Annotated in this window: 19 protein-coding genes; 13 read left to right on the top strand and 6 right to left on the bottom strand. The window is 64.1% G+C overall.

Translation table 11 applies throughout. From position 1 onward, the window contains the following. Positions 1-206: 206 nt before the first annotated feature. On the top strand, positions 207-1,886 hold the full coding sequence (locus NKH19_RS19190) for a formate--tetrahydrofolate ligase (protein WP_352866019.1): 1,680 nt from the start codon (positions 207-209) through the stop codon (positions 1,884-1,886). A gap of 66 nt (positions 1,887-1,952) precedes the next feature. Here the strand turns inward: NKH19_RS19190 and NKH19_RS19185 are convergent, their stop codons facing one another. Next, positions 1,953-2,597: a cysteine hydrolase family protein gene (locus tag NKH19_RS19185; RefSeq protein ID WP_352982629.1), complete on the bottom strand. Its 645-nt coding sequence runs from the start codon at positions 2,595-2,597 to the stop codon at positions 1,953-1,955. A gap of 127 nt (positions 2,598-2,724) precedes the next feature. Between NKH19_RS19185 and NKH19_RS19180 the strand changes: the two genes are divergently transcribed. Next, positions 2,725-3,717, top strand: coding sequence for a GlxA family transcriptional regulator (locus tag NKH19_RS19180; protein ID WP_352866013.1), 993 nt, complete (start codon positions 2,725-2,727; stop codon positions 3,715-3,717). Between the two features lie 15 nt (positions 3,718-3,732). Here the strand turns inward: NKH19_RS19180 and NKH19_RS19175 are convergent, their stop codons facing one another. After that, complete coding sequence (locus tag NKH19_RS19175) at positions 3,733-4,290, bottom strand: sugar O-acetyltransferase (RefSeq protein ID WP_352866010.1); 558 nt, start codon at positions 4,288-4,290, stop codon at positions 3,733-3,735. Between the two features lie 185 nt (positions 4,291-4,475). On the opposite strand from NKH19_RS19175, the gene NKH19_RS19170 reads away from it, so the two are divergent. From NKH19_RS19170 to NKH19_RS19155, 4 genes are all read left to right on the top strand, one after another. Further along, a complete protein-coding gene (locus NKH19_RS19170; RefSeq protein ID WP_352866008.1) occupies positions 4,476-4,937 on the top strand; it encodes a DUF4126 domain-containing protein in 462 nt (153 codons plus the stop codon). Then, entirely contained in the window at positions 4,934-6,310 is a 1,377-nt protein-coding gene (locus tag NKH19_RS19165) for an FAD-containing oxidoreductase (protein WP_352866005.1), read from the top strand. Before NKH19_RS19170 ends, NKH19_RS19165 begins: the two co-directional genes overlap by 4 nt. 124 nt (positions 6,311-6,434) lie before the next feature. Next, positions 6,435-7,613 (top strand): MFS transporter, encoded by a 1,179-nt coding sequence (locus tag NKH19_RS19160; protein WP_352866002.1) that lies wholly within the window; start codon positions 6,435-6,437, stop codon positions 7,611-7,613. 88 nt (positions 7,614-7,701) lie between these two features. After that, positions 7,702-8,757, top strand: a complete 1,056-nt coding sequence (locus NKH19_RS19155) for a M14 family metallopeptidase (protein WP_352866000.1) — start codon at positions 7,702-7,704, stop codon at positions 8,755-8,757. Position 8,758: 1 nt separating this feature from the next. Here NKH19_RS19155 and NKH19_RS19150 read toward each other — a convergent pair whose 3' ends face one another. Then, entirely contained in the window at positions 8,759-9,529 is a 771-nt protein-coding gene (locus NKH19_RS19150; protein WP_352865998.1) for an isocitrate lyase/PEP mutase family protein, read from the bottom strand. Positions 9,530-9,850: 321 nt separating this feature from the next. On the opposite strand from NKH19_RS19150, the gene NKH19_RS19145 reads away from it, so the two are divergent. Together NKH19_RS19145 and NKH19_RS19140 are read left to right on the top strand one after the other, a co-directional pair. Further along, positions 9,851-12,040, top strand: a complete 2,190-nt coding sequence (locus NKH19_RS19145; protein WP_352865995.1) for an anthranilate synthase — start codon at positions 9,851-9,853, stop codon at positions 12,038-12,040. A 5-nt stretch (positions 12,041-12,045) separates the two neighbouring features. Next, a complete protein-coding gene (locus tag NKH19_RS19140; protein ID WP_352865993.1) occupies positions 12,046-12,993 on the top strand; it encodes a cation diffusion facilitator family transporter in 948 nt (315 codons plus the stop codon). A gap of 6 nt (positions 12,994-12,999) precedes the next feature. Here NKH19_RS19140 and NKH19_RS19135 read toward each other — a convergent pair whose 3' ends face one another. The 3 genes from NKH19_RS19135 to NKH19_RS19125 form a co-directional block, all read right to left on the bottom strand. Next, a complete protein-coding gene (locus tag NKH19_RS19135) occupies positions 13,000-13,386 on the bottom strand; it encodes a type II toxin-antitoxin system VapC family toxin (protein ID WP_352865991.1) in 387 nt (128 codons plus the stop codon). Then, complete coding sequence (locus tag NKH19_RS19130) at positions 13,383-13,628, bottom strand: antitoxin (RefSeq protein WP_352866090.1); 246 nt, start codon at positions 13,626-13,628, stop codon at positions 13,383-13,385. Before NKH19_RS19130 ends, NKH19_RS19135 begins: the two co-directional genes overlap by 4 nt. Before the next feature lie 66 nt (positions 13,629-13,694). After that, entirely contained in the window at positions 13,695-14,798 is a 1,104-nt protein-coding gene (locus NKH19_RS19125; RefSeq protein ID WP_352865989.1) for a hypothetical protein, read from the bottom strand. Between the two features lie 102 nt (positions 14,799-14,900). On the opposite strand from NKH19_RS19125, the gene NKH19_RS19120 reads away from it, so the two are divergent. The 5 genes from NKH19_RS19120 (at position 14,901) to NKH19_RS19100 (ending at position 18,151) form a co-directional block, all read left to right on the top strand. After that, entirely contained in the window at positions 14,901-15,338 is a 438-nt protein-coding gene (locus tag NKH19_RS19120; RefSeq protein WP_352865987.1) for a DsrE family protein, read from the top strand. A 62-nt stretch (positions 15,339-15,400) separates the two neighbouring features. Beyond that, positions 15,401-16,183, top strand: coding sequence for an SDR family NAD(P)-dependent oxidoreductase (locus tag NKH19_RS19115; RefSeq protein WP_352865986.1), 783 nt, complete (start codon positions 15,401-15,403; stop codon positions 16,181-16,183). A gap of 63 nt (positions 16,184-16,246) precedes the next feature. Next, the gene (locus NKH19_RS19110) at positions 16,247-16,555 is read left to right on the top strand and encodes a putative quinol monooxygenase (protein ID WP_352865984.1); all 309 of its coding nucleotides are present in this window, start codon (positions 16,247-16,249) and stop codon (positions 16,553-16,555) included. Positions 16,556-16,593: 38 nt separating this feature from the next. Next, positions 16,594-16,839 carry a type II toxin-antitoxin system Phd/YefM family antitoxin gene (locus NKH19_RS19105; protein WP_352865982.1) on the top strand — a complete coding sequence of 82 codons (246 nt, stop codon included), beginning with the start codon at positions 16,594-16,596 and terminating at the stop codon, positions 16,837-16,839. Positions 16,840-17,047: 208 nt separating this feature from the next. Next, complete coding sequence (locus tag NKH19_RS19100; protein WP_352865980.1) at positions 17,048-18,151, top strand: AbrB family transcriptional regulator; 1,104 nt, start codon at positions 17,048-17,050, stop codon at positions 18,149-18,151. Positions 18,152-18,286: the final 135 nt, after the last annotated feature.

Here is an 18,286-nt window from a genome sequence, read left to right as displayed (position 1 = left end):
TTCTATACGGCGCGGCAACGGAGCTAGGAAGAACCGATGACAGGTCGGCCGGTCCGCAGAGGAATTTTCTCTATAGGAAACTTAGTTGCATACAAGTTGACGCCGCGGCAGCGACAGGGTTAGAACATGCCCGCGCCCGGTTCCAACCTGCTTGCGAGTGACATCAAACCCGTCCCCTCCACCGTCCAATCCAGAGGAAAGCCGTCATGGCCGAAGTGAAGTCCGACATCGAGATCGCGCGCGGCGCCAGGAAAAAGCAGATCCAGGAGATCGGCCAGAAGATCGGCATCCCGACCGAGCATCTGCTGCCCTATGGCCACGACAAGGCCAAGATCTCCGCCGAGTTCATCAAGTCGGTGAAGGGCAACAAGGACGGCAAGCTGATCCTCGTCACCGCCATCAACCCGACGCCGGCCGGCGAAGGCAAGACGACGACCACGGTCGGCCTCGGCGACGGCCTGAACCGCATCGGCAAGAAGGCGATCGTCTGCATCCGCGAGGCCTCGCTCGGCCCGAACTTCGGCGTCAAGGGCGGTGCTGCCGGCGGCGGCTACGCGCAGGTCGTGCCGATGGAGGACATGAACCTCCACTTCACCGGCGACTTCCACGCCATCACCACCGCGCATAACCTTTTGTCGGCGCTGATCGACAACCACATCTACTGGGGTAATGAGCTCGGTATCGACAACCGCCGCGTGGTCTGGCGCCGCGTCATGGACATGAACGACCGTGCGCTGCGCGAAATCATCTGCTCGCTCGGCGGCGTCGCCAACGGCTTTCCGCGCGAGGGCGGCTTCGACATCACCGTCGCCTCGGAAGTCATGGCCATCCTGTGCCTGGCCACCGATCTGAAGGACCTGGAAAGGCGCCTCGGCGACATCATCGTCGCCTACCGTCGCGACAAGTCTGCGGTCTATGCCCGCGACCTCAAGGCAGACGGCGCCATGGCCGTACTGCTGAAGGACGCCATGCAGCCGAACCTGGTGCAGACGCTGGAGAACAACCCGGCCTTCGTGCATGGCGGCCCGTTCGCCAACATCGCGCATGGCTGTAACTCGGTCGTCGCCACCACGACGGCGCTCAAGCTTGCCGACTATGTCGTCACCGAAGCCGGCTTCGGCGCCGATCTCGGTGCGGAAAAGTTCTTCGACATCAAGTGCCGCAAGGCTGGGCTGAAGCCAGCGGCCGCCGTCATCGTCGCCACCGTGCGCGCCATGAAGATGAATGGCGGCGTCAAGAAGGAAGACCTCGGCAAGGAAAACGTCGAAGCGGTGAAGAAGGGCTGCGCCAACCTTGGCCGCCACATCGAGAACATCCGCCAGTTCGGCGTGCCGGCGGTGGTGGCCATCAACCATTTCTATTCCGATACCGACGCCGAGATCCAGGCGATGAAGGACTATGTCGCTTCGATGGGTGAGGAAGCCATCCTGTGCAAGCACTGGGCCCATGGCTCGGCCGGCATCGAGGACCTCGCCAACAAGGTGGTGGCGCTGGCCGAATCCGGCGCCTCGCAGTTCGCGCCGCTCTATCCCGATGCCATGCCGCTGTTCGAGAAGATCAACACCATCGTCCAGCGCATCTATCGCGGCTCGGAGGCGATTGCCGACAAGTCGGTGCGCGACCAGTTGCACGCCTGGGAGCAGGCCGGCTACGGCCACCTCCCAGTCTGCATGGCCAAGACCCAGTATTCGTTCTCGACCGACCCGAATTTGCGCGGCGCGCCGACCGGCCACACCGTTCCGGTGCGCGAAGTCAGGCTTTCGGCTGGTGCCGGCTTCGTCGTCATCATCTGTGGCGAGGTCATGACCATGCCAGGGCTACCCAGGGCGCCGTCCTCGGAGAAGATCTTCCTCAACGAAATGGGTCAGATCGAAGGCCTGTTCTGAGATTTTGCAGTTTCGACAAAAAGGGCGCCGCAGCGATGCGGCGCCCTTTTCTCTTTTCGGACAGTCCTAAGCAGCACTGCGCGACAGCGCCCGCTGGTTGGAGCCGAAGATGGTATCGCGTTCCGGCAGAGCGCCGGTCTTCAGGCACTCGACCCATTCGGCGGTCTTGAGCACGGCGGCGAAGCGCGACTGCAGGAAGATCGTGACCACGCGGTGGATCTCTTCGGCCGAGGCGTAGCCGGCGCTGTTGGCGTAAGGCACCGAGCCGGTGGCGTCGGACAGGAACTCGACGGCAAAGCCCATATGCACGGCGTGTATGATGGTCGACAGGTCGCAATTGTGCGTCATGTAGCCGACCACCGTGATCGTATCGATGGCGTTGGCACGCAACCAGTCCTCGAGATCGGTGCCGGTGAAGGCGCTGGGCAGGTTCTTTTCGACATAGTGGTCGCGCTCGCGCCTGGCGATCTCGGGATGCAGTTCGCCGCCATGGCTGCCCTTGGCGAAGATCGGCGATGTCTCCGGCGCCATCTGCTTGATGACCACCACCTTGATGCCGGCCGCTGCCGCCGCATCCATCGCCCGCGCCACATTGACGACGCTGTCGCGGAATGGCGGATGCTGGATGGCGAGATTGCCGCCGTCATAGTCGTTCTGCGCATCCACGACGATCAGCGCCCGTCGTGGCGTGGTGTTGGCTGGGTCAGACATTGTGTTTTCCTTTCCTGCTTGAATGCGATGGGCCGAAAATAGGCGGACCGCCGGGCCGCTGAAAGTGGCCCGATTGACATCATCCGAAAGAATTGGGACAATCCACGCTCACTCGCTGGAGGCACCCATGACCGACCCGATCATTGCCGTCCTCGCCTTCGACGGCATCAGCCCATTCCATCTTTCCGTGCCGTGCCTGGTGTTCGGTGAGGACAGGACGGCGCTTGGTCTGCCGCGCTTCGACTTCCGCATCTGCGCGGTCAAGGCCGGCCCGATCCACACCGAGGCTGGCTTGACCGTTGCCGCCCCACATGGGCTCGAAGGGCTTGATGGCGCCGACATCGTCATTATCCCAAGCTGGCATCATCTCGGCGAGCCGGCGTCGCCGCTGCTGATGGAGGCGCTGCGCCAGGCACACCGGCGCGGCGCTTTGATTGTCGGGCTGTGCCTCGGAACCTTTGCCATCGCCGCAGCCGGGTTGCTGTCGGGCCGCCGTGCCGCCACGCACTGGGCTTATTCCGAACAGTTGCAAACACTCCACCCCGACATCACCGTCGATGCCACGGTGCTTTATGTCGACAATGGCGATGTCGTGACATCGGCCGGCGTCGCCGCTGGTCTCGACTGCTGTCTCCACATCGTGCGCGCCCGCTATGGCGCGGAAGCCGCCCTGCGGCTCGCCCGTCAGATCGTGCTTTCCCCGCATCGGCAGGGCGGGCAGGCACAGTTCATCGAGCATCCGGTGGCGAGGAGCGCGGATGCCGACCGTTTCGCCCAAGCCCTCGACGCGGTTCGCGCGACGCTCGGAGAGAGGCACAGCCTGGACAGCGTCGCCGATGCCGCCGGTCTGACAAGGCGCACCTTCACCCGCCGCTTCCAGAAATCGATCGGCACCAGTTTCGGCGAATGGCTGACCGGTCAGCGGATAGAACTGGCGCAGCGGCTGCTGGAGGCGACGGAAAAGTCGATGGACATGGTGGCCTTCGAGGCCGGCTTCGGCAGCGCCACCTCGCTGCGCCAGCATTTCGCCGCGCGGCTCAAGACATCGCCGGCGCAATACCGGCGCGAATTCTCCAGGCGGCCCGATCAGAGGGACGAGCGCATGGCACTTTCCTGCTGATCTGTTCAATCCTGCTCAATCCCGCTTGACCGCCCGCGCCGGGTTGCCGACCACCGTGGTGTCGGCGGCCACGTCGCGCGTCACCACCGCACCGGCACCGACGATCGCGCCGTCACCGATGCCGACGCCGCCGAGGATGACGGCACTACCGCCGATCCAGGCATTGGCGCCGATCTCGACCGGCCTGGCGATCTCCAGTCCGGCTTGCCGCCCGCTGGCCTCCTTGTGGTGCTCGGCGCAGTAGATCTGAACATTGGGACCAAGCAGCGTTCCCTTGCCGATGCGCACGCTCGCCGTATCGAGGATGGTGCAGCCGGCATTGAGAAAGACGCCGTCGCCGAGAAAGATGTTGAAACCGTAGGCGCAATGGAACGGCGCCTCGATACGGGCGCCCTCGCCGGCTTTGCCGAGCAGCACCTTCAAGCCCGGTCCGAGGTTGCCGCGCTGACGCGGCGGCAGGCGATTATGCTCGAACACCGCGTCGCGCGCTATCGCCCGCAAAGCCTCCAGTTCGTCGTCGAGGCAGGTATACCATTCGCCGGCCGCCATCCTTGCGCGCTCGCTTCCAGCCATGACAATGTCTCCATGTGACGCCACTGCCAAAGCACAATTGCAGTGAACGGGGAAGTGCCAGCGCCCCGGCAGCACCAGCGCAAATCCATTCGGATTTTTCGCAGTCATGCGCTGGTCAAATGCCGGACCTATGCTAGCCTGCTCTTGCCGGACTGTCCTGGCCCGGCGATCGAGGGGGATCGACGATGCTTTACATTCTCGCACTTCTGATCGGTATCATTGCCGGTCTTCGCGCCATGACCGCGCCGGCCGCGGTTGCCTGGGGCGCTTGGCTCGGCTGGCTGTCGGTTGCTGGCACCTGGGCGAGCTTCATGAGCCATTGGGCAGCCGTCGGCATCTTCACCATACTGGCCATCGTCGAGCTGGTCACCGACCAATTGCCGTCTACGCCAAGCCGGAAAGTGCCGCAGCAATTCGGCGCCCGCATCATTTTGGGTGCCTTCGCTGGCGCGGTGATCGGCGCGACAGGCGGCGCCACCATCGGCGGCCTGATCGCCGGCGCCATCGGCGCTGTCATCGGCACGCTGGGCGGCGCCGAAGCACGCGGACGGCTGGCGGCAGCCTTCGGCAAGGATCGGCCCGCCGCCTTCATCGAGGACGCGGTGGCGATCCTCGGCGGCTTGCTGATCGTAGCGGCGGTGGCATGACAACGAAAACCTTCGACGCCATCGTCATCGGCGCCGGACAGGCCGGCCCTTCGCTGGCCGGCCGGCTGAATGCGGCAGGCATGAGCGTGGCGCTGATCGAACGCAAGCTGGTTGGCGGCACTTGCGTCAACACCGGCTGCATGCCGACCAAGACCATGGTCGCCAGCGCCTATGCCGCGCACTTGGCGCGGCGTGCGGCCGACTATGGCGTCACGCTCGGCGGCCCGGTCGGCATCGACTATGCCAGGATCAAGGCGCGCAAGGACAAGGTGACGATCGACGCCCGCACCAATCTGGAGACCTGGATCGCAGGCATGGACAAATGCACGCTCTACCGTGGCCATGCTCGGTTCGAATCCGCCAACACGGTCCGCGTCGGCGACGAGCTTCTGACCGCCGAGAAAATCTTTCTCAACACCGGTGGCCGAGCAACGGTGCCCGACCTGCCCGGCATCCACGACATCGACTATTTGACCAATTCCTCGATGATGGAGCTCGACGTGCTGCCGCGCCATCTCATCGTCGTCGGCGGCAGCTATGTCTCGCTCGAATTCGCGCAAATGTTCCGCCGCTTCGGCTCGGAAGTCACCGTCATCGAGAAGAGCCTCCGCCTGACCGGCCGCGAGGACGAGGACGTCTCGGCCGCCATCCTGTCGATCCTCGAAAACGAAGGCATCACAGTCCATGTCGGTGCCGACGACATCAGCTTCGCCAAACAGGGCGGGGATATTGCCGTGACCTTCTCGGCCGGCAAACCGCCGGCGGTCGGCTCGCATTTGCTGCTGGCCCTGGGGCGGACGCCCAACACCGACGACCTCGGCCTGGAAAAGGCCGGCGTCGAGGTCGACCGGCGCGGCTTCGTCATTGTCGACGACCAGCTGCGCACCAGCGTGCCCGGCATCTGGGCGATGGGCGACTGCAACGGCAAGGGCGCCTTCACCCACACCTCCTACAACGACTACGAGATTGTCGCCGCCAACCTGCTCGACAACGATCCGCGTAAGGTCAGCGATCGCATCGAAGCCTATGCGCTCTACATCGACCCGCCGCTCGGCCGCTGCGGCATGACCGAGGCTGCGGTGAGGAAATCCGGCCGTCGCGCACTCGTCGGCCAGCGGCCGATGACCCGCGTCGGCCGCGCCATCGAAAAGGGCGAGACGCAAGGCTTCATGAAGATCCTGGTCGATGCCGACACCAGGCAGATCCTCGGCTGCTCGGTGCTCGGCCCCGGTGGCGACGAGGCGGTGCATTGCGTGCTCGACCTGATGTACGCCAAAGCGCCCGTCGACACGCTCGCGCGCGCCGTGCACATCCATCCCAATGTCTCGGAATTGCTGCCGACCATTGCCCAGGAGCTGAAGCCGCTGGTTTGAGAGCAGCGGCGACCTATTTCAAAGCCCTTTCTTTTCTGCATTGCTGCAATGCAGCAATGCAGCTTGCGAACGGTGGCGTCCTTCGCGCAGTCTCAATTTTGAACCGATTCAGTCTGGACGCCCCATGCCCTTGCCGATCCTTGCGCTTGCTATTGCGTCCTTCTGCATCGGCACCACCGAATTCGTCATCATGGGCCTGCTGCCGGAGGTCGCCGCCGATCTCGGCGTGTCCATCCCTTCCGCGGGCCTGCTGGTCACCGGCTATGCGTTAGGCGTCGTCTTCGGCGCCCCGATTGTCGCCATGGCCACCGCGCATTTGCCGCGCAAGCCGGTGCTGGTTGGCCTCGCCGTGCTGTTCGTCGTCGGCAATTTGTTTTGCGCCATCTCGCCCAATTACTGGACGCTTATGGCCGCGCGCGTCTTCACTGCCTTCGGCCATGGCGCCTTCTTCGGCATCGGCTCGGTCGTTGCCGCCAGCCTGGTGCCGCGCAACAAGCGCGCCAGCGCCATCGCGCTCATGTTCGCCGGACTGACGCTGGCCAACATCCTTGGCGTTCCGGCTGGCACCGCGCTTGGCGAAGCCCTCGGCTGGCGCGCCACCTTCCTGGCCGTGGTCGGCATCGGCCTGATCTCGGTCGCGGCGATCGCCTGGCTGGTGCCATCCGATGTCACTGAACCGAGCGGCGGCGGCCTGCGTGGCGAATTGCGCGTGCTGGGCAAACTGCAGGTCTGGCTGGCGATGCTGATCGCCGCCCTGGCCTCGGCCAGCCTGTTTGCCGTCTTCACCTACATCAAACCCTATTTGACCGACGTATCCGGCCTGTCCACCTCCGCGGTCACCTGGGTGCTGCTGCTGTTCGGAGCCGGCATGACCATCGGCAACATCATCGGCGGCAGGCTGGCCGACTGGAAACTGATGCCGACGGTCATCGGCACCCTGCTGTTGCTGGCGTTGCTGTTTGTCGGCTTCATGCAGTTCGGCGCCATAGCCAGCGTTGCCATCGGCATCGTCTTCCTTTGGGGTCTGCTCATCTTCGTCGTCGTGCCGCCGCTGCAGATCCGCGTCGTCGAGGCGGCCTCCGAGGGGCCGAACCTGGCCGCCACGCTGAACCAGGGCGCCTTCAATGTCGGTAATGCCAGCGGCGCCTGGATCGGCGGCGTGGCCCTTTCCACCGGTGTCTCCTATGCCAATTTGCCGCTGGTCGGCGCGGCACTTGCCCTGCTGGCGGTCACCGTCGCTGTGCTGTCGCAGGCGCTGGATCGCCCCGCGCCCGTCATCCCTCTCCAGGCTCCCGCGGAGTAGCCGCTTGCGCCCATAGCGCGGCAGTCTGGACCAATCGACATCGGCACCTTCAAATGGGCATGTCTTGTCGCTCTTGATGGAGGACGTCATGCAGAAATCGATCGAGCGCATCGCCGGCGAAAGCGAAGGTGTTTCCTACGAATTCCCGCTGTTCCGCTTTGCGGGTGCGGACAAGGCCGCCCCATCCGCCTATCTGCAGGCAGCGCTCCATGCCGGCGAATTGCCGGGCGTCGTCGCCATCGACGCGCTGATGCCGATGCTCAACAAGGCCGAAGCCGAAGGCCGCATCAAGGGCAACCTCACCATCGTGCCCTGGGCCAACCCGGTCGGCCGGGCGCAATATCATTTCGGCGAACATCAGGGCCGCTTCCATCTGGGCACCCGCACCAATTTCAACCGCGGCTTTCCGCTGCTGGCCGCGCCCGACACAGCCCTCTTGCACGACACCGCACTTGGCACGGTCGACCAGCGGCTGAAGAGCCGGCTGGTGCAGCTGTCGCTTGGCCATGACATCGTGCTCGACCTGCATTGCGACGACGAGGGCCTCGCCTATCTCTACGTCCACACCAGCCTGTGGCCGGCCATGGCCGATTGTGCCGCCGCCATGGGCGTCGATGCGGTCGTGCTGTGGAGCGAGGACACCGATGGTACCTTCGAGAGCGCCGCGATCATGCCCTACCAGAACGTTCCCGCCGAAGTGGCAAGGCTCGACCGCCGCGTCGCCACCACGGTCGAATATCGCGGCATCCTCGATGTCGACGGTGCCCTGGCCGCCGCCGACGCCGAAGGGCTCTACCGCCTGCTGGTGGGGCGCGGCGTGATCGCCGATAGCACCCTGTCCGCGCCCGGTCCCTTCACCGGCACCGTCGCGCCCCTGGAGAACATCGACATGATGCCCGCACCCCGGGCAGGCGCGGTGCTCTACGACGTGAAGCCCGGCGACCGCGTCGCCAAGGGCGCAAGGCTGGCCACCATCGTCCATGCGCCGGGCGAAGCCGATGGCCGCACCGAAGTCTTCGCGCCGCAGGGCGGCGTCATCCTGACCCGCCGCTCGCGCCGCATCATCCGCGCCGGCGAGGATCTGCTGAAGCTGGTCGGCGACAGGAAGAGCGCGGACGCCAGGTCGGGCACGCTGGAAGATTGATCTAGCCAGAAATGGCCCGCCGCGCCTTCGCCTCCAGCCATTCCGCCATCTGCCGGTAGGGCACCGGTCCGTGGCTGATGCGGGCGACGCCGAGTTCGGCCAGCCGCTGGCGCGGCGGCACATGCGCCAGCGCGATGATGTTGACCGGCAACGCGGTTGCCTTGCAGAGCGCCTCGATAAGGCCCTCATCGCCAAGGCCCGGCGCGAAAAAGCCGTTCGCTCCGGCCTCTTCATAGGCCCGCGCCCGTTCGATCGCCTGATCGAACAGCGCCTTGTCATGCGCATCCGGCTTCGCCTTGAGAAAGATGTCGGTCCGGGCGTTGAGGAAAGCCGGTATACCCGATTGCCTGACGGCGGCCGCCGCGGCCTCGATGCGTTTCACCTGCACGGTGATGTCATGCAGGCCGGTGCCGCCGACGATCTGATCCTCGAAATTGAAGCCGATGGCCCCGGCCTGCAAGGCAAGCGTCACCGTGCGGGCGACGATGTCCGGGGCGACGCCGTAGCCGCCCTCGAGGTCCATCGTCACCGGCAGGTCGACCGACCCGACGATGCGTCTGATGTTGTCGATCGCCAGCTCCAGCGGGATCTTCTCGCCATCGGCATATCCGAAGGCGGCCGCCACCGGCCAGCTTCCGGTGGCGATGGCCTTGGCTCCTGCTTTCTCGACGATCTTGGCCGAGCCGGGATCCCATGCATTGTAGAGGACGATTGGGTTTCCCTTGACGTGGAGGGAATGGAACGTGCGCGCGCGCTCGATCTGCTCGGTCATTGGTATTTTCCCATGTTCCTGCTGTTGCATAAACAATCTAGGCCGCACTGTCGGCTCTGGCGATGTGCCATGAGATGCAGAAGCGGCGGCCACCGGACAGGCTTTTCAAACCAGTTGCGTATCCTCCCTTTCGCAGCTATGGATTTCGCCATGAATATGCGTTCGACCAAGACCATTTGGTGGTGGGCCTGCTGACAGCGGCCTGTTCGAACGCGCGTGCGCGAAAAGAGAGGGTGGCCGCAACGGAAAGTCCGGGCGGCCATTTGTTTTTTCCAAGCCATTCCCGGGTCCGTTGCCCCAAAGAAGCTGATGGAGACGGCAATGACGATGAAGGTTCTGGATAACGGGGCGGAAAGTTTCGTGACCGCGGGTGGCGTGACCATCACTCGCGAGCGCCACGACCGGCCCTATGCGGGCGCGATCGACGCTTACGTCGACGGCCTGAATTCGCGCCGGGGCGCCGTGTTTTCCTCGAACTATGAATATCCCGGCCGCTACACGCGCTGGGACACCGCCATCATCGACCCGCCGCTGGTCATCTCGGCACGTGGCCGCGCCATGCGCATCGAGGCGCTGAACCGCCGCGGCGAGGCGCTGTTGCCGGTCATCGGCAAGGCGCTGGGCGGCCTCGCCGACGTCACAATCGCCGAGACATCGAATAAGCTCATCCGCCTCGACGTCGCCAAACCCGGCCGTGTGTTCACCGAGGAGGAGCGCAGCCGCGTTCCTTCGGTGTTTACTGTCCTGCGCGCCATCACCGCGCTGTTCAAGACCGAGGAAGACGCCAATCTCGGTCTCTATGGCGCCTTCGGCTACGACCTCGCCTTCCAGTTCGACCCGGTCGACTACAAGCTCGAGCGCAAGCAAAGCCAGCGCGACCTGGTGCTGTTCCTGCCCGACGAGATCCTCGTCGTCGACCATTATTCGGCCAAGGCCTGGACCGACCGCTACGACTATGCCGGCGACGGGTTTTCGACGGAAGGGTTGCCGCGCGACGAAATCGCCGAGCCGTTCAAGAGCCCTGACCGCATCCCGCCGCGCGGCGACCATGAACCTGGCGAATACGCCAATCTGGTACGCAAGGCGATGGATTCGTTCAAGCGCGGCGACCTGTTCGAGGTCGTCCCCGGCCAGATGTTCTATGAGCGCTGCGAGACGCAGCCATCCGAGATTTCGCGCAAGCTGAAGTCGATCAACCCCTCGCCCTATTCCTTCTTCATCAATCTGGGCGAAGGCGAATATCTGATCGGCGCCTCGCCCGAAATGTTCGTGCGCGTCAACGGCCGCCGCGTCGAGACCTGCCCGATCTCGGGCACCATCAAGCGCGGCGACGACGCCATTTCGGACTCCGAGCAGATCCTGAAACTGCTCAACTCCAAGAAGGACGAATCCGAGCTGACCATGTGCTCGGACGTCGATCGCAACGACAAGTCGCGGGTCTGCGAGCCGGGTTCGGTGCGCGTCATCGGCCGCCGCCAGATCGAGATGTATTCGCGCCTGATCCACACCGTCGACCACATCGAAGGCCGGCTGCGCGAAGGCATGGATGCCTTCGACGCCTTCCTGTCTCATGCCTGGGCGGTTACCGTTACCGGCGCTCCGAAACTGTGGGCCATGCGCTTCATCGAACAGAACGAGAAGAGCCCGCGCGCCTGGTATGGCGGCGCGATCGGCATGGTCAACTTCAACGGCGACATGAACACCGGCCTCACCCTGCGCACCATCCGCATCAAGGACGGCATTGCCGAAGTGCGCGCCGGCGCCACATTGCTCTTCGACAGCATTCCTGAGGAAGAAGAAGCCGAAACCGAACTGAAGGCATCCGCCATGCTCTCCGCCATCCGCGACGCCAAGACAGGCAATTCCGCCAGTACCGAGCGCACCACCGCGCGCGTCGGCGACGGCGTCAACATCCTGCTCGTCGACCACGAGGATTCGTTCGTCCACACGCTGGCCAATTATTTCCGCCAGACCGGAGCCAATGTCTCGACCGTGCGCACGCCGGTGCCGGAGGAAGTGTTCGACCGGCTGAAGCCCGACCTCGTCGTGCTGTCGCCCGGCCCCGGCACGCCGAAGGACTTCGATTGCGCCGCGACCATCAGACGAGCGCGCGCCCGCGACCTGCCGATCTTCGGCGTCTGCCTTGGCCTGCAGGCGTTGGCCGAAGCCTACGGCGGCGAGCTCAGGCAGTTGCATGTGCCGATGCACGGCAAGCCGTCGCGCATCCGCGTCTCGAAGCCGGGCATCATCTTCTCCGGCCTGCCCAAGGAGGTCACCGTCGGCCGCTACCACTCGATCTTTGCCGACCCGGTGCGGTTGCCCGATGACTTCATCGTCACGGCCGAGACCGAGGACGGCGTCATCATGGCCTTCGAGCACCGCAAGGAGCCGATCGCCGCGGTGCAGTTCCACCCGGAATCGATCATGACGCTCGGCCACAATGCCGGCATGCGCATCATCGAGAACATCGTCGCCCACCTGCCGCGCAAGGCCAAGGAAAAGGCCGCCTGACAATCATGGCCGAAGCCGAGAACACAATGGCGATCGCGGCCAAGGCGGCCGCGAAGCGCAAGGTCGCCAACCTTGCCTTCTGGTCGATCATCATTGCGGCAATCGTGCTAGGTCTGAAGCTCGTCGCCTGGTACGTCACCGGCTCCGTCGCGCTCTATTCGGACGCGCTGGAATCGATCGTCAACGTCATCGCCTCGGTCGCCGCCTTCTGGGCGATCCAGGTCAGCTACAAGCCGGCCGACCAGGATCACCCCTTCGGCCATCACAAGGCGGAGTATTTCTCGGCGGTGCTTGAGGGCGTGCTGATCGTGCTCGCCGCGCTTTTGATCCTCAACGAGGTCTGGCGGTCCTGGCAGAGTCCCGCGCCACTCGAACAGCCCTGGGAAGGTCTTGCCGTCAACGGCGTCGCCACAGTGATCAATGCTTTCTGGGCCTGGACGCTGATCCGTGCCGGCAGGGCCGAGAAGTCACCGGCGCTGGTCGCCGACGGCAACCACATCATGACCGACGTGGTGACCTCGATCGGCGTCTTCGGCGGTCTCGTCGGAGCGATCCTGACCGGCTGGCAGATCCTCGATCCGGCGCTTGCCGTCCTCGTGGCGCTGAACATCCTGTGGCAGGGCTGGCATGTCATCGGCTCGTCGATGAACGGCCTGATGGACCGCGCCGTCGACACGCAGGAGCACATGCGCATCCGCGACGTCATCTCGGCCAACTGCAAGGGCGCGCTCGAGGTGCATGACCTCAAGACACGCATCGCCGGCCGCGCCACCTTCATCGAGTTCCATCTGGTCGTCGATGCCGACATGTCGGTCGGCGCCAGCCATGTCATCTGCGACCGCATCGAGGACGCCCTGAAGGCCGAGATCCCCTCGGTGCGCGTCACCATCCATGTCGAGCCCGACGACGAGGCCAAGCTGCCGAAGGGCACGACGGCCGTGCCGTTCGCTTGAGGCGGTTCACCAGGTCTCGATTGAAAGATTTTTGATCCGCTCGAATTCCCGGACATTACGGGTCATCAGCGTAAGGTTCCGAGCGCGCGCCTGCCCGCCGATCAACGCATCGTAGGGACCGATTGGAGTTCCCAACGTCGCAAGCGTTGCCCGAATCTCGCCGGCATGTCTCGCGTCTTCCCGGTCAAATTCGAGGACGGGGAACTGCAGAGCTTCGATGCGTGCCAAATTTTCGGGCCTTCGCTGGCTCTTTTCAGCACCATAGTACAATTCGTGTACCACTATCGCCGAGAGGGCAAAATCCTGCGGCGTGCGCTGTTTGAGTAGTGTCAGCAGACCATCATCGCCCTTGATGACCGCAATAACGGCATTGGTGTCGAGCAGGTAGATCACTTGAAGACGTCATCCAAGGCGGGTCTATCCTGGCCGTCCTGACGTTCCAGTGCTGCCTCGGCGAAATCGTTATCAAGTGGTCCGATCACTTGGTCGAGCCACGCCCAATCCTGCGCAACCGGTTCCAGGATAACGGTCTGTCCGTGACGGCGGATCGAAACCTCGTCTGTTTCGAAACGGAATTCCTTGGGCAGGCGTACAGCTTGTGACCTCCCCGACCAGAACACTTTTGCTTTTTCCATCATGCTATCCTCAGATGAGATATAGCAAAGATATATTCCTTCATGGCGATGTAGACAAGTCCGGGCTCATGGCGCGCAGGCCGATTGCGGCATCGGCTGCAGCCGATAGACCTTGTCGTCGGATTTGGTCTTGCCGTCGGCGGCCTTCGAACACAGGTCGACGATCGCGAGAGCGCTGTTGGGATTGGCCAGCATCATCGTGCCGTCGGCGCCGCGCTTGAGGAAAATCTCTTTCCGCGCGATGTCGCAGGAGAAATCGCTCATCTTCGAGCTCGCCGCGCAGCGCCACTGGTCGGCCTCGCCCTGGCAGGAATAGGTCTGCGTCACCTCAGCCGATTTACGCCGTGTGGTGACGGCAACGGCAATATCGGCACCGTCTGGCCAGTTGGCGGCGTCGCCGCCCGAGGCAAAGGACGCCAGTTCGACCGATCCGCGGAAAACCCGGATCGACTGCGTCAGCTGGTCGGGATGCGAGGCAAGGTGCGATCCGTCATAGTCGCGGCCATAGCAGAACGCCTGGTCCGGCTTCAGCCGCTCGCGCAGCGGCGGACCGAGTGCCGGGTCGATCGGATCGATGCGCGCGAACTCCGCCTTGCAGGTCGCGGCCGGCATCGGGTCGAGGCGGAAATTGTCGTCCTCCGAGCCGAGCGCCTGCCTGTCATACTCAGCCTCGCCAAGTTCGTCTTCCGATCCCGCATCGAGATAAAGATCGGGGGACACACCGGTGACAATCAGGCGGCCATTCTCGTCGAGCTTCAGCGAGGCCATGGTGCGGTCGCAGTCCATGCCGCAACGGATCGGGCCGGACGTGTCATCCTCGGACTCGTGATTGCACCAGCCGCCGGCCCATTCCGGCGCCTTGGCGCCGCGCACGGTGGTGGCGATGAAGCCGTTATAGGACGAGTCGGAGCTTGCGGCGGGCTGCTCATTGGGACGGCTCACCGGATCATGACCATAGAGGAAGAAGATCCGCCCCACCTTCTGCTTCGGATGCGCCTTGAGGTGCGCCGCGTCATAGACGCGGCCGAAACAGGCGTCAGTGCCGTCGGGACTGAGTTCGGCGAGCTTGAGCGCATCATCGGCGAAGGCCGAGCCGGCAAGCGTGGCAAGCAGCGCCGCACCAAACCCGGCGCCGGCAATTGTCTTCCATTCCCCCACCCCGAACGCCATGTGATCTCTCCTCCGCATCGACAGGACGCAACGTCAATTTATGCTAGTATTGTGGCCGCGGCCACGCAATTCGCGGTGGGCCGCCAAGCCGAGGAGGATGCCATGCGCCGGCGCGAAATGTTCCGCGCGGTTCTTGCCGGAACCGGAACGCTTCTTGGCTTGGGGGCGGGGCAGGCAGCCACCATCGAGCCTGCCAGGCAGAAGGTCGCCTATCACTTGAGCGACGTCGAAAAGGTCAACTTCGTGCTCGGCAACATCAAGAACCACTATGATGGTACCGGCGGCGATGTCGACATCGTGCTGGTCGTGCACGGTCCTGCCTTGGCGGCCTTCAAGTCGAAAGGCATATCGGCAGCGATTTCCGGGCGCTTCGCCGGTCTGGTGCGGCAGGGGCTGGAATCCCATGCCTGCGCCAACACCATGCAAGGCATGGATATTACGCTCGCCGACCTGCTCGCCGGTTTCCATGCCGCCGACAAGGGCGGCGTCGTCAAACTCGCCGAACTGCAAGGCCAGGGCTACGCCTATCTGCGCCCGTGAGGCTTGAACACCGGGGCGGCAAGGGCCTACGAAGGACGGGCCGACATCCCGGAGGAAGAACCGTGCCAGCCACAACCACACTCAGCATACCCGATCTTGCCGGCAAGGCGGTGCTGGTTACCGGTGCGTCGACCGGCATCGGCGCGGCGCTCGCGCTGGCTTATGCCGCGCAGAAATGCAAGGTGGCGCTGCATTATAACTCGAGCCGCGACGCCGCCGAAAAGGTCGGCTTGGCGATCGCCGACAAGGGCGGCGAGGTGTTTCTCGTCCAGGGCGATTTCTCCGTTGCCGCCGATGTCGAACGCGTCGTCGAGGACAGCGCGCGGTATTTCGGCCGCCTCGACGGGCTGGTCAACAATGCCGGCGGCATGCTTGGCCGCGTGCCCTATGCCGAGCAGACCGAAGCGCATTACGACGCGGTGATGGATCTCAACGCGCGCTCGGTGCTGACCGCCTCGCGCAAGGCGATCCCATGGCTGAAGAAACAGGGCGGCTTCATCGTCAACACCTCGTCGATCGCCGCGCGCAATGGTGCCGGCGGCGGCGCCGGGCTTTACGGCTCGGCCAAGGCCTTCGTCTCCAATGTGACGCGCGGCATGGCCAAGGAGCTGATCGGCTTCGGCATCCGCGTCAACGCGGTGGCGCCCGGCACCATTCTCACCCCTTTCCACGAGCGCTATTCGACCGACGAGCAGATGAAAGGCATGATCGCCACGATTCCGCAGGGGCGTGCGGGCACGGCGCAGGACTGCGTCGGCGCCTATCTGTTCCTCTCTTCCGATCTTTTGAGCGGCTACATCACCGGCCAGGTGATCGAGGTGAATGGCGGCCAGTTGATGCCTTGAGCGGCTATCTGCATACTGGCGATCTGCATGTTCTTGTCGAAAACCTCAAAGGGAGACAACGGAATGTACGGACTGATCGGCAAGATGCGGGCGGCGCGCGGCCAGCGTGACGCGGTCATCGACCTTCTGCGCGCCAGCACCGGCGCCCTGCCGGGTTGCCTGAGCTACATTATCGCCCGCGACCCCGCGGATGCCGATGCGATCTGGGTGACCGAAGTGTGGATCGACGCCGAAAGCCACAAGACGTCGCTGCAGCTTCCGGAAGTCCAGGCGACGATCGCCAAGGCGCGGCCGTTCATCGCCGGCTTCGAATTCCAGGTCGAAACCCACCCCGTCGGCGGCTTCGGCCTGGCCGACGGCAAGACTGGCTGACCAGGACAGACGGCGCCATGCCAACGGAGCCAACTGCGATGCAGACCGTGAACATTCACAATGCAAAGGCCAATCTTTCACGTCTCGTTGACCAGGCCGCCAAAGGTGAGCCGTTCATCATCGCCAAGGCGGGCAAACCATTGGTCAAAGTCGTGCCGATCGACCAGCCTGCATCGGCGCAGGCACGACGGATCGGTTTTATGGCCGGCCAGCTTTCCGTCCCCGACGATTTCGATCGCATGGGCGACGGAGAGGTCGAGCAACTGTTCGGCACCAACGCGTGAAACTATCACTCGACACCCAGTTGCTGTCGCTCGGGCAATCGTGGAAGACGTCCTTTTGCTGAGGACGGACTATGGTCGTCCGCGACCCCGGTCCTACCCGGAAGATTTGACCAGCATAGCTCTCGCTAACTGAGAGACCACGCATCACAGCTTCCTTTTTCGGTGCAGCGGGGTTCGCATCGTCCCGCTTCGAGTCTAAGACCGGAACATGGATTCCTCGGCCGAGCAGCCATCCCCGGACCTGCCCACACTTGAGCGCACGGCGCGGATGCGCAAGCTCTGGCAATGGCTGGCCCTGCTGATCGTCTCCCTGCTGTTTGCCGGCGCGCTGGAACTCGCCGCCCTGCCGGCGGCGGTGCTGATCGGGCCGATGCTGGCGGCCATCGTCGCCGGCACCAATGGCGCCACGGTGCGCGTGCCGCGCCTTCTGTTCGGCGCCGCCCAGGCGATCGTCGGCTGCCTGGTCGCGGTGTCGATCTCGGCCGACATCTTTCCGGTCTTCTACCGGGAATGGCCGCTGTTTCTCGGCGTCGTGGTGGCCACCGTCACGGCCTCCAGCCTGCTCGGCTGGCTGATCAGTCGATGGCGCATCCTGCCAGGCACCACCGCCGTCTGGGGCTCGTCGCCGGGTGCGGCCACCGCCATGGTGCTGATGGCCGGTGCCTTCGGCGCCGACCAGCGCCTCGTCGCCTTCATGCAATATCTGCGCGTCATCTTCGTCTCGATGACGGCAGCACTCGTTGCCAAGATGTGGGTCGACACATCGGGCATCGAAATCCCCGCCATCATCTGGTTTCCGCCGATCGATGTCCAAGCCTTCGCCGCCACCATCGGCATCGCAGTTGTCGGTGGCCTGGCGGGAAAGCTGCTGAGGCTGCCCTCGCCCTTCTTCCTCGGCACCTTCATCTTCGGCACCGTCGTCCATCTCGGCTTTGGCGTGGAGATGCAATTGCCGCAATGGCTGCTGGCCGTCAGCTACGCGATGGTCGGCTGGTCGATCGGCCTGAACTTCACCGGGCCGATCCTGCGTCATGCGACGCGCGCCTTGCCGCAGATCATCGCCTCGATCATGGCGCTGATCGCCTTTTGCGGCGGCCTTGCCTTCTTGATCAGCCATCTGCTCGGCATCGATCCGCTGACCGCCTATCTGGCAACCAGCCCCGGCGGCATGGACAGCATAGCCATCATCGCCGCCGCCGCGCAAAACGTCGACATCTCCTTCGTCATGGCGCTGCAATCGGCACGATTCCTGATCGTGCTGCTGGTCGGCCCGAGCGTCGCACGCCTGGTGGCGAGAAGCGTCAGGCATTAGTCAAAGCCGCCGCCCCAGAAACTCAAAACCGATCGGTCGAATCCGTTAGCAGTGCCGCTCTGCAACAGCCCATGACAGCCTGGGCCGATGCGGAGAAAAATACTTGACTCACATACTCATATTTGAGAACGCGGG

Source organism: Mesorhizobium sp. M1338, from assembly GCF_040318045.1.
Classification (GTDB): domain Bacteria; phylum Pseudomonadota; class Alphaproteobacteria; order Rhizobiales; family Rhizobiaceae; genus Mesorhizobium.
The sequence above is the reverse complement of the archived record's forward strand: the minus strand, read 5'-3'. Positions and strand labels throughout refer to the sequence as shown.

Excerpts from the sequence above, each read along its gene's own strand:
- NKH19_RS19190 (WP_352866019.1), top strand. The coding sequence starts at position 207 with ATGGCCGAAGTGAAGTCCGACATCGAGATCGCGCGCGGCGCCAGGAAA.
- NKH19_RS19185 (WP_352982629.1), bottom strand. The coding sequence starts at position 2,597 with ATGTCTGACCCAGCCAACACCACGCCACGACGGGCGCTGATCGTCGTG.
- NKH19_RS19180 (WP_352866013.1), top strand. The coding sequence starts at position 2,725 with ATGACCGACCCGATCATTGCCGTCCTCGCCTTCGACGGCATCAGCCCA.
- NKH19_RS19175 (WP_352866010.1), bottom strand. The coding sequence starts at position 4,290 with ATGGCTGGAAGCGAGCGCGCAAGGATGGCGGCCGGCGAATGGTATACC.
- NKH19_RS19170 (WP_352866008.1), top strand. The coding sequence starts at position 4,476 with ATGCTTTACATTCTCGCACTTCTGATCGGTATCATTGCCGGTCTTCGC.
- NKH19_RS19165 (WP_352866005.1), top strand. The coding sequence starts at position 4,934 with ATGACAACGAAAACCTTCGACGCCATCGTCATCGGCGCCGGACAGGCC.
- NKH19_RS19160 (WP_352866002.1), top strand. The coding sequence starts at position 6,435 with ATGCCCTTGCCGATCCTTGCGCTTGCTATTGCGTCCTTCTGCATCGGC.
- NKH19_RS19155 (WP_352866000.1), top strand. The coding sequence starts at position 7,702 with ATGCAGAAATCGATCGAGCGCATCGCCGGCGAAAGCGAAGGTGTTTCC.
- NKH19_RS19150 (WP_352865998.1), bottom strand. The coding sequence starts at position 9,529 with ATGACCGAGCAGATCGAGCGCGCGCGCACGTTCCATTCCCTCCACGTC.
- NKH19_RS19145 (WP_352865995.1), top strand. The coding sequence starts at position 9,851 with ATGACGATGAAGGTTCTGGATAACGGGGCGGAAAGTTTCGTGACCGCG.
- NKH19_RS19140 (WP_352865993.1), top strand. The coding sequence starts at position 12,046 with ATGGCCGAAGCCGAGAACACAATGGCGATCGCGGCCAAGGCGGCCGCG.
- NKH19_RS19130 (WP_352866090.1), bottom strand. The coding sequence starts at position 13,628 with ATGGAAAAAGCAAAAGTGTTCTGGTCGGGGAGGTCACAAGCTGTACGC.
- NKH19_RS19125 (WP_352865989.1), bottom strand. The coding sequence starts at position 14,798 with ATGGCGTTCGGGGTGGGGGAATGGAAGACAATTGCCGGCGCCGGGTTT.
- NKH19_RS19120 (WP_352865987.1), top strand. The coding sequence starts at position 14,901 with ATGCGCCGGCGCGAAATGTTCCGCGCGGTTCTTGCCGGAACCGGAACG.
- NKH19_RS19110 (WP_352865984.1), top strand. The coding sequence starts at position 16,247 with ATGTACGGACTGATCGGCAAGATGCGGGCGGCGCGCGGCCAGCGTGAC.
- NKH19_RS19105 (WP_352865982.1), top strand. The coding sequence starts at position 16,594 with ATGCAGACCGTGAACATTCACAATGCAAAGGCCAATCTTTCACGTCTC.
- NKH19_RS19100 (WP_352865980.1), top strand. The coding sequence starts at position 17,048 with ATGGATTCCTCGGCCGAGCAGCCATCCCCGGACCTGCCCACACTTGAG.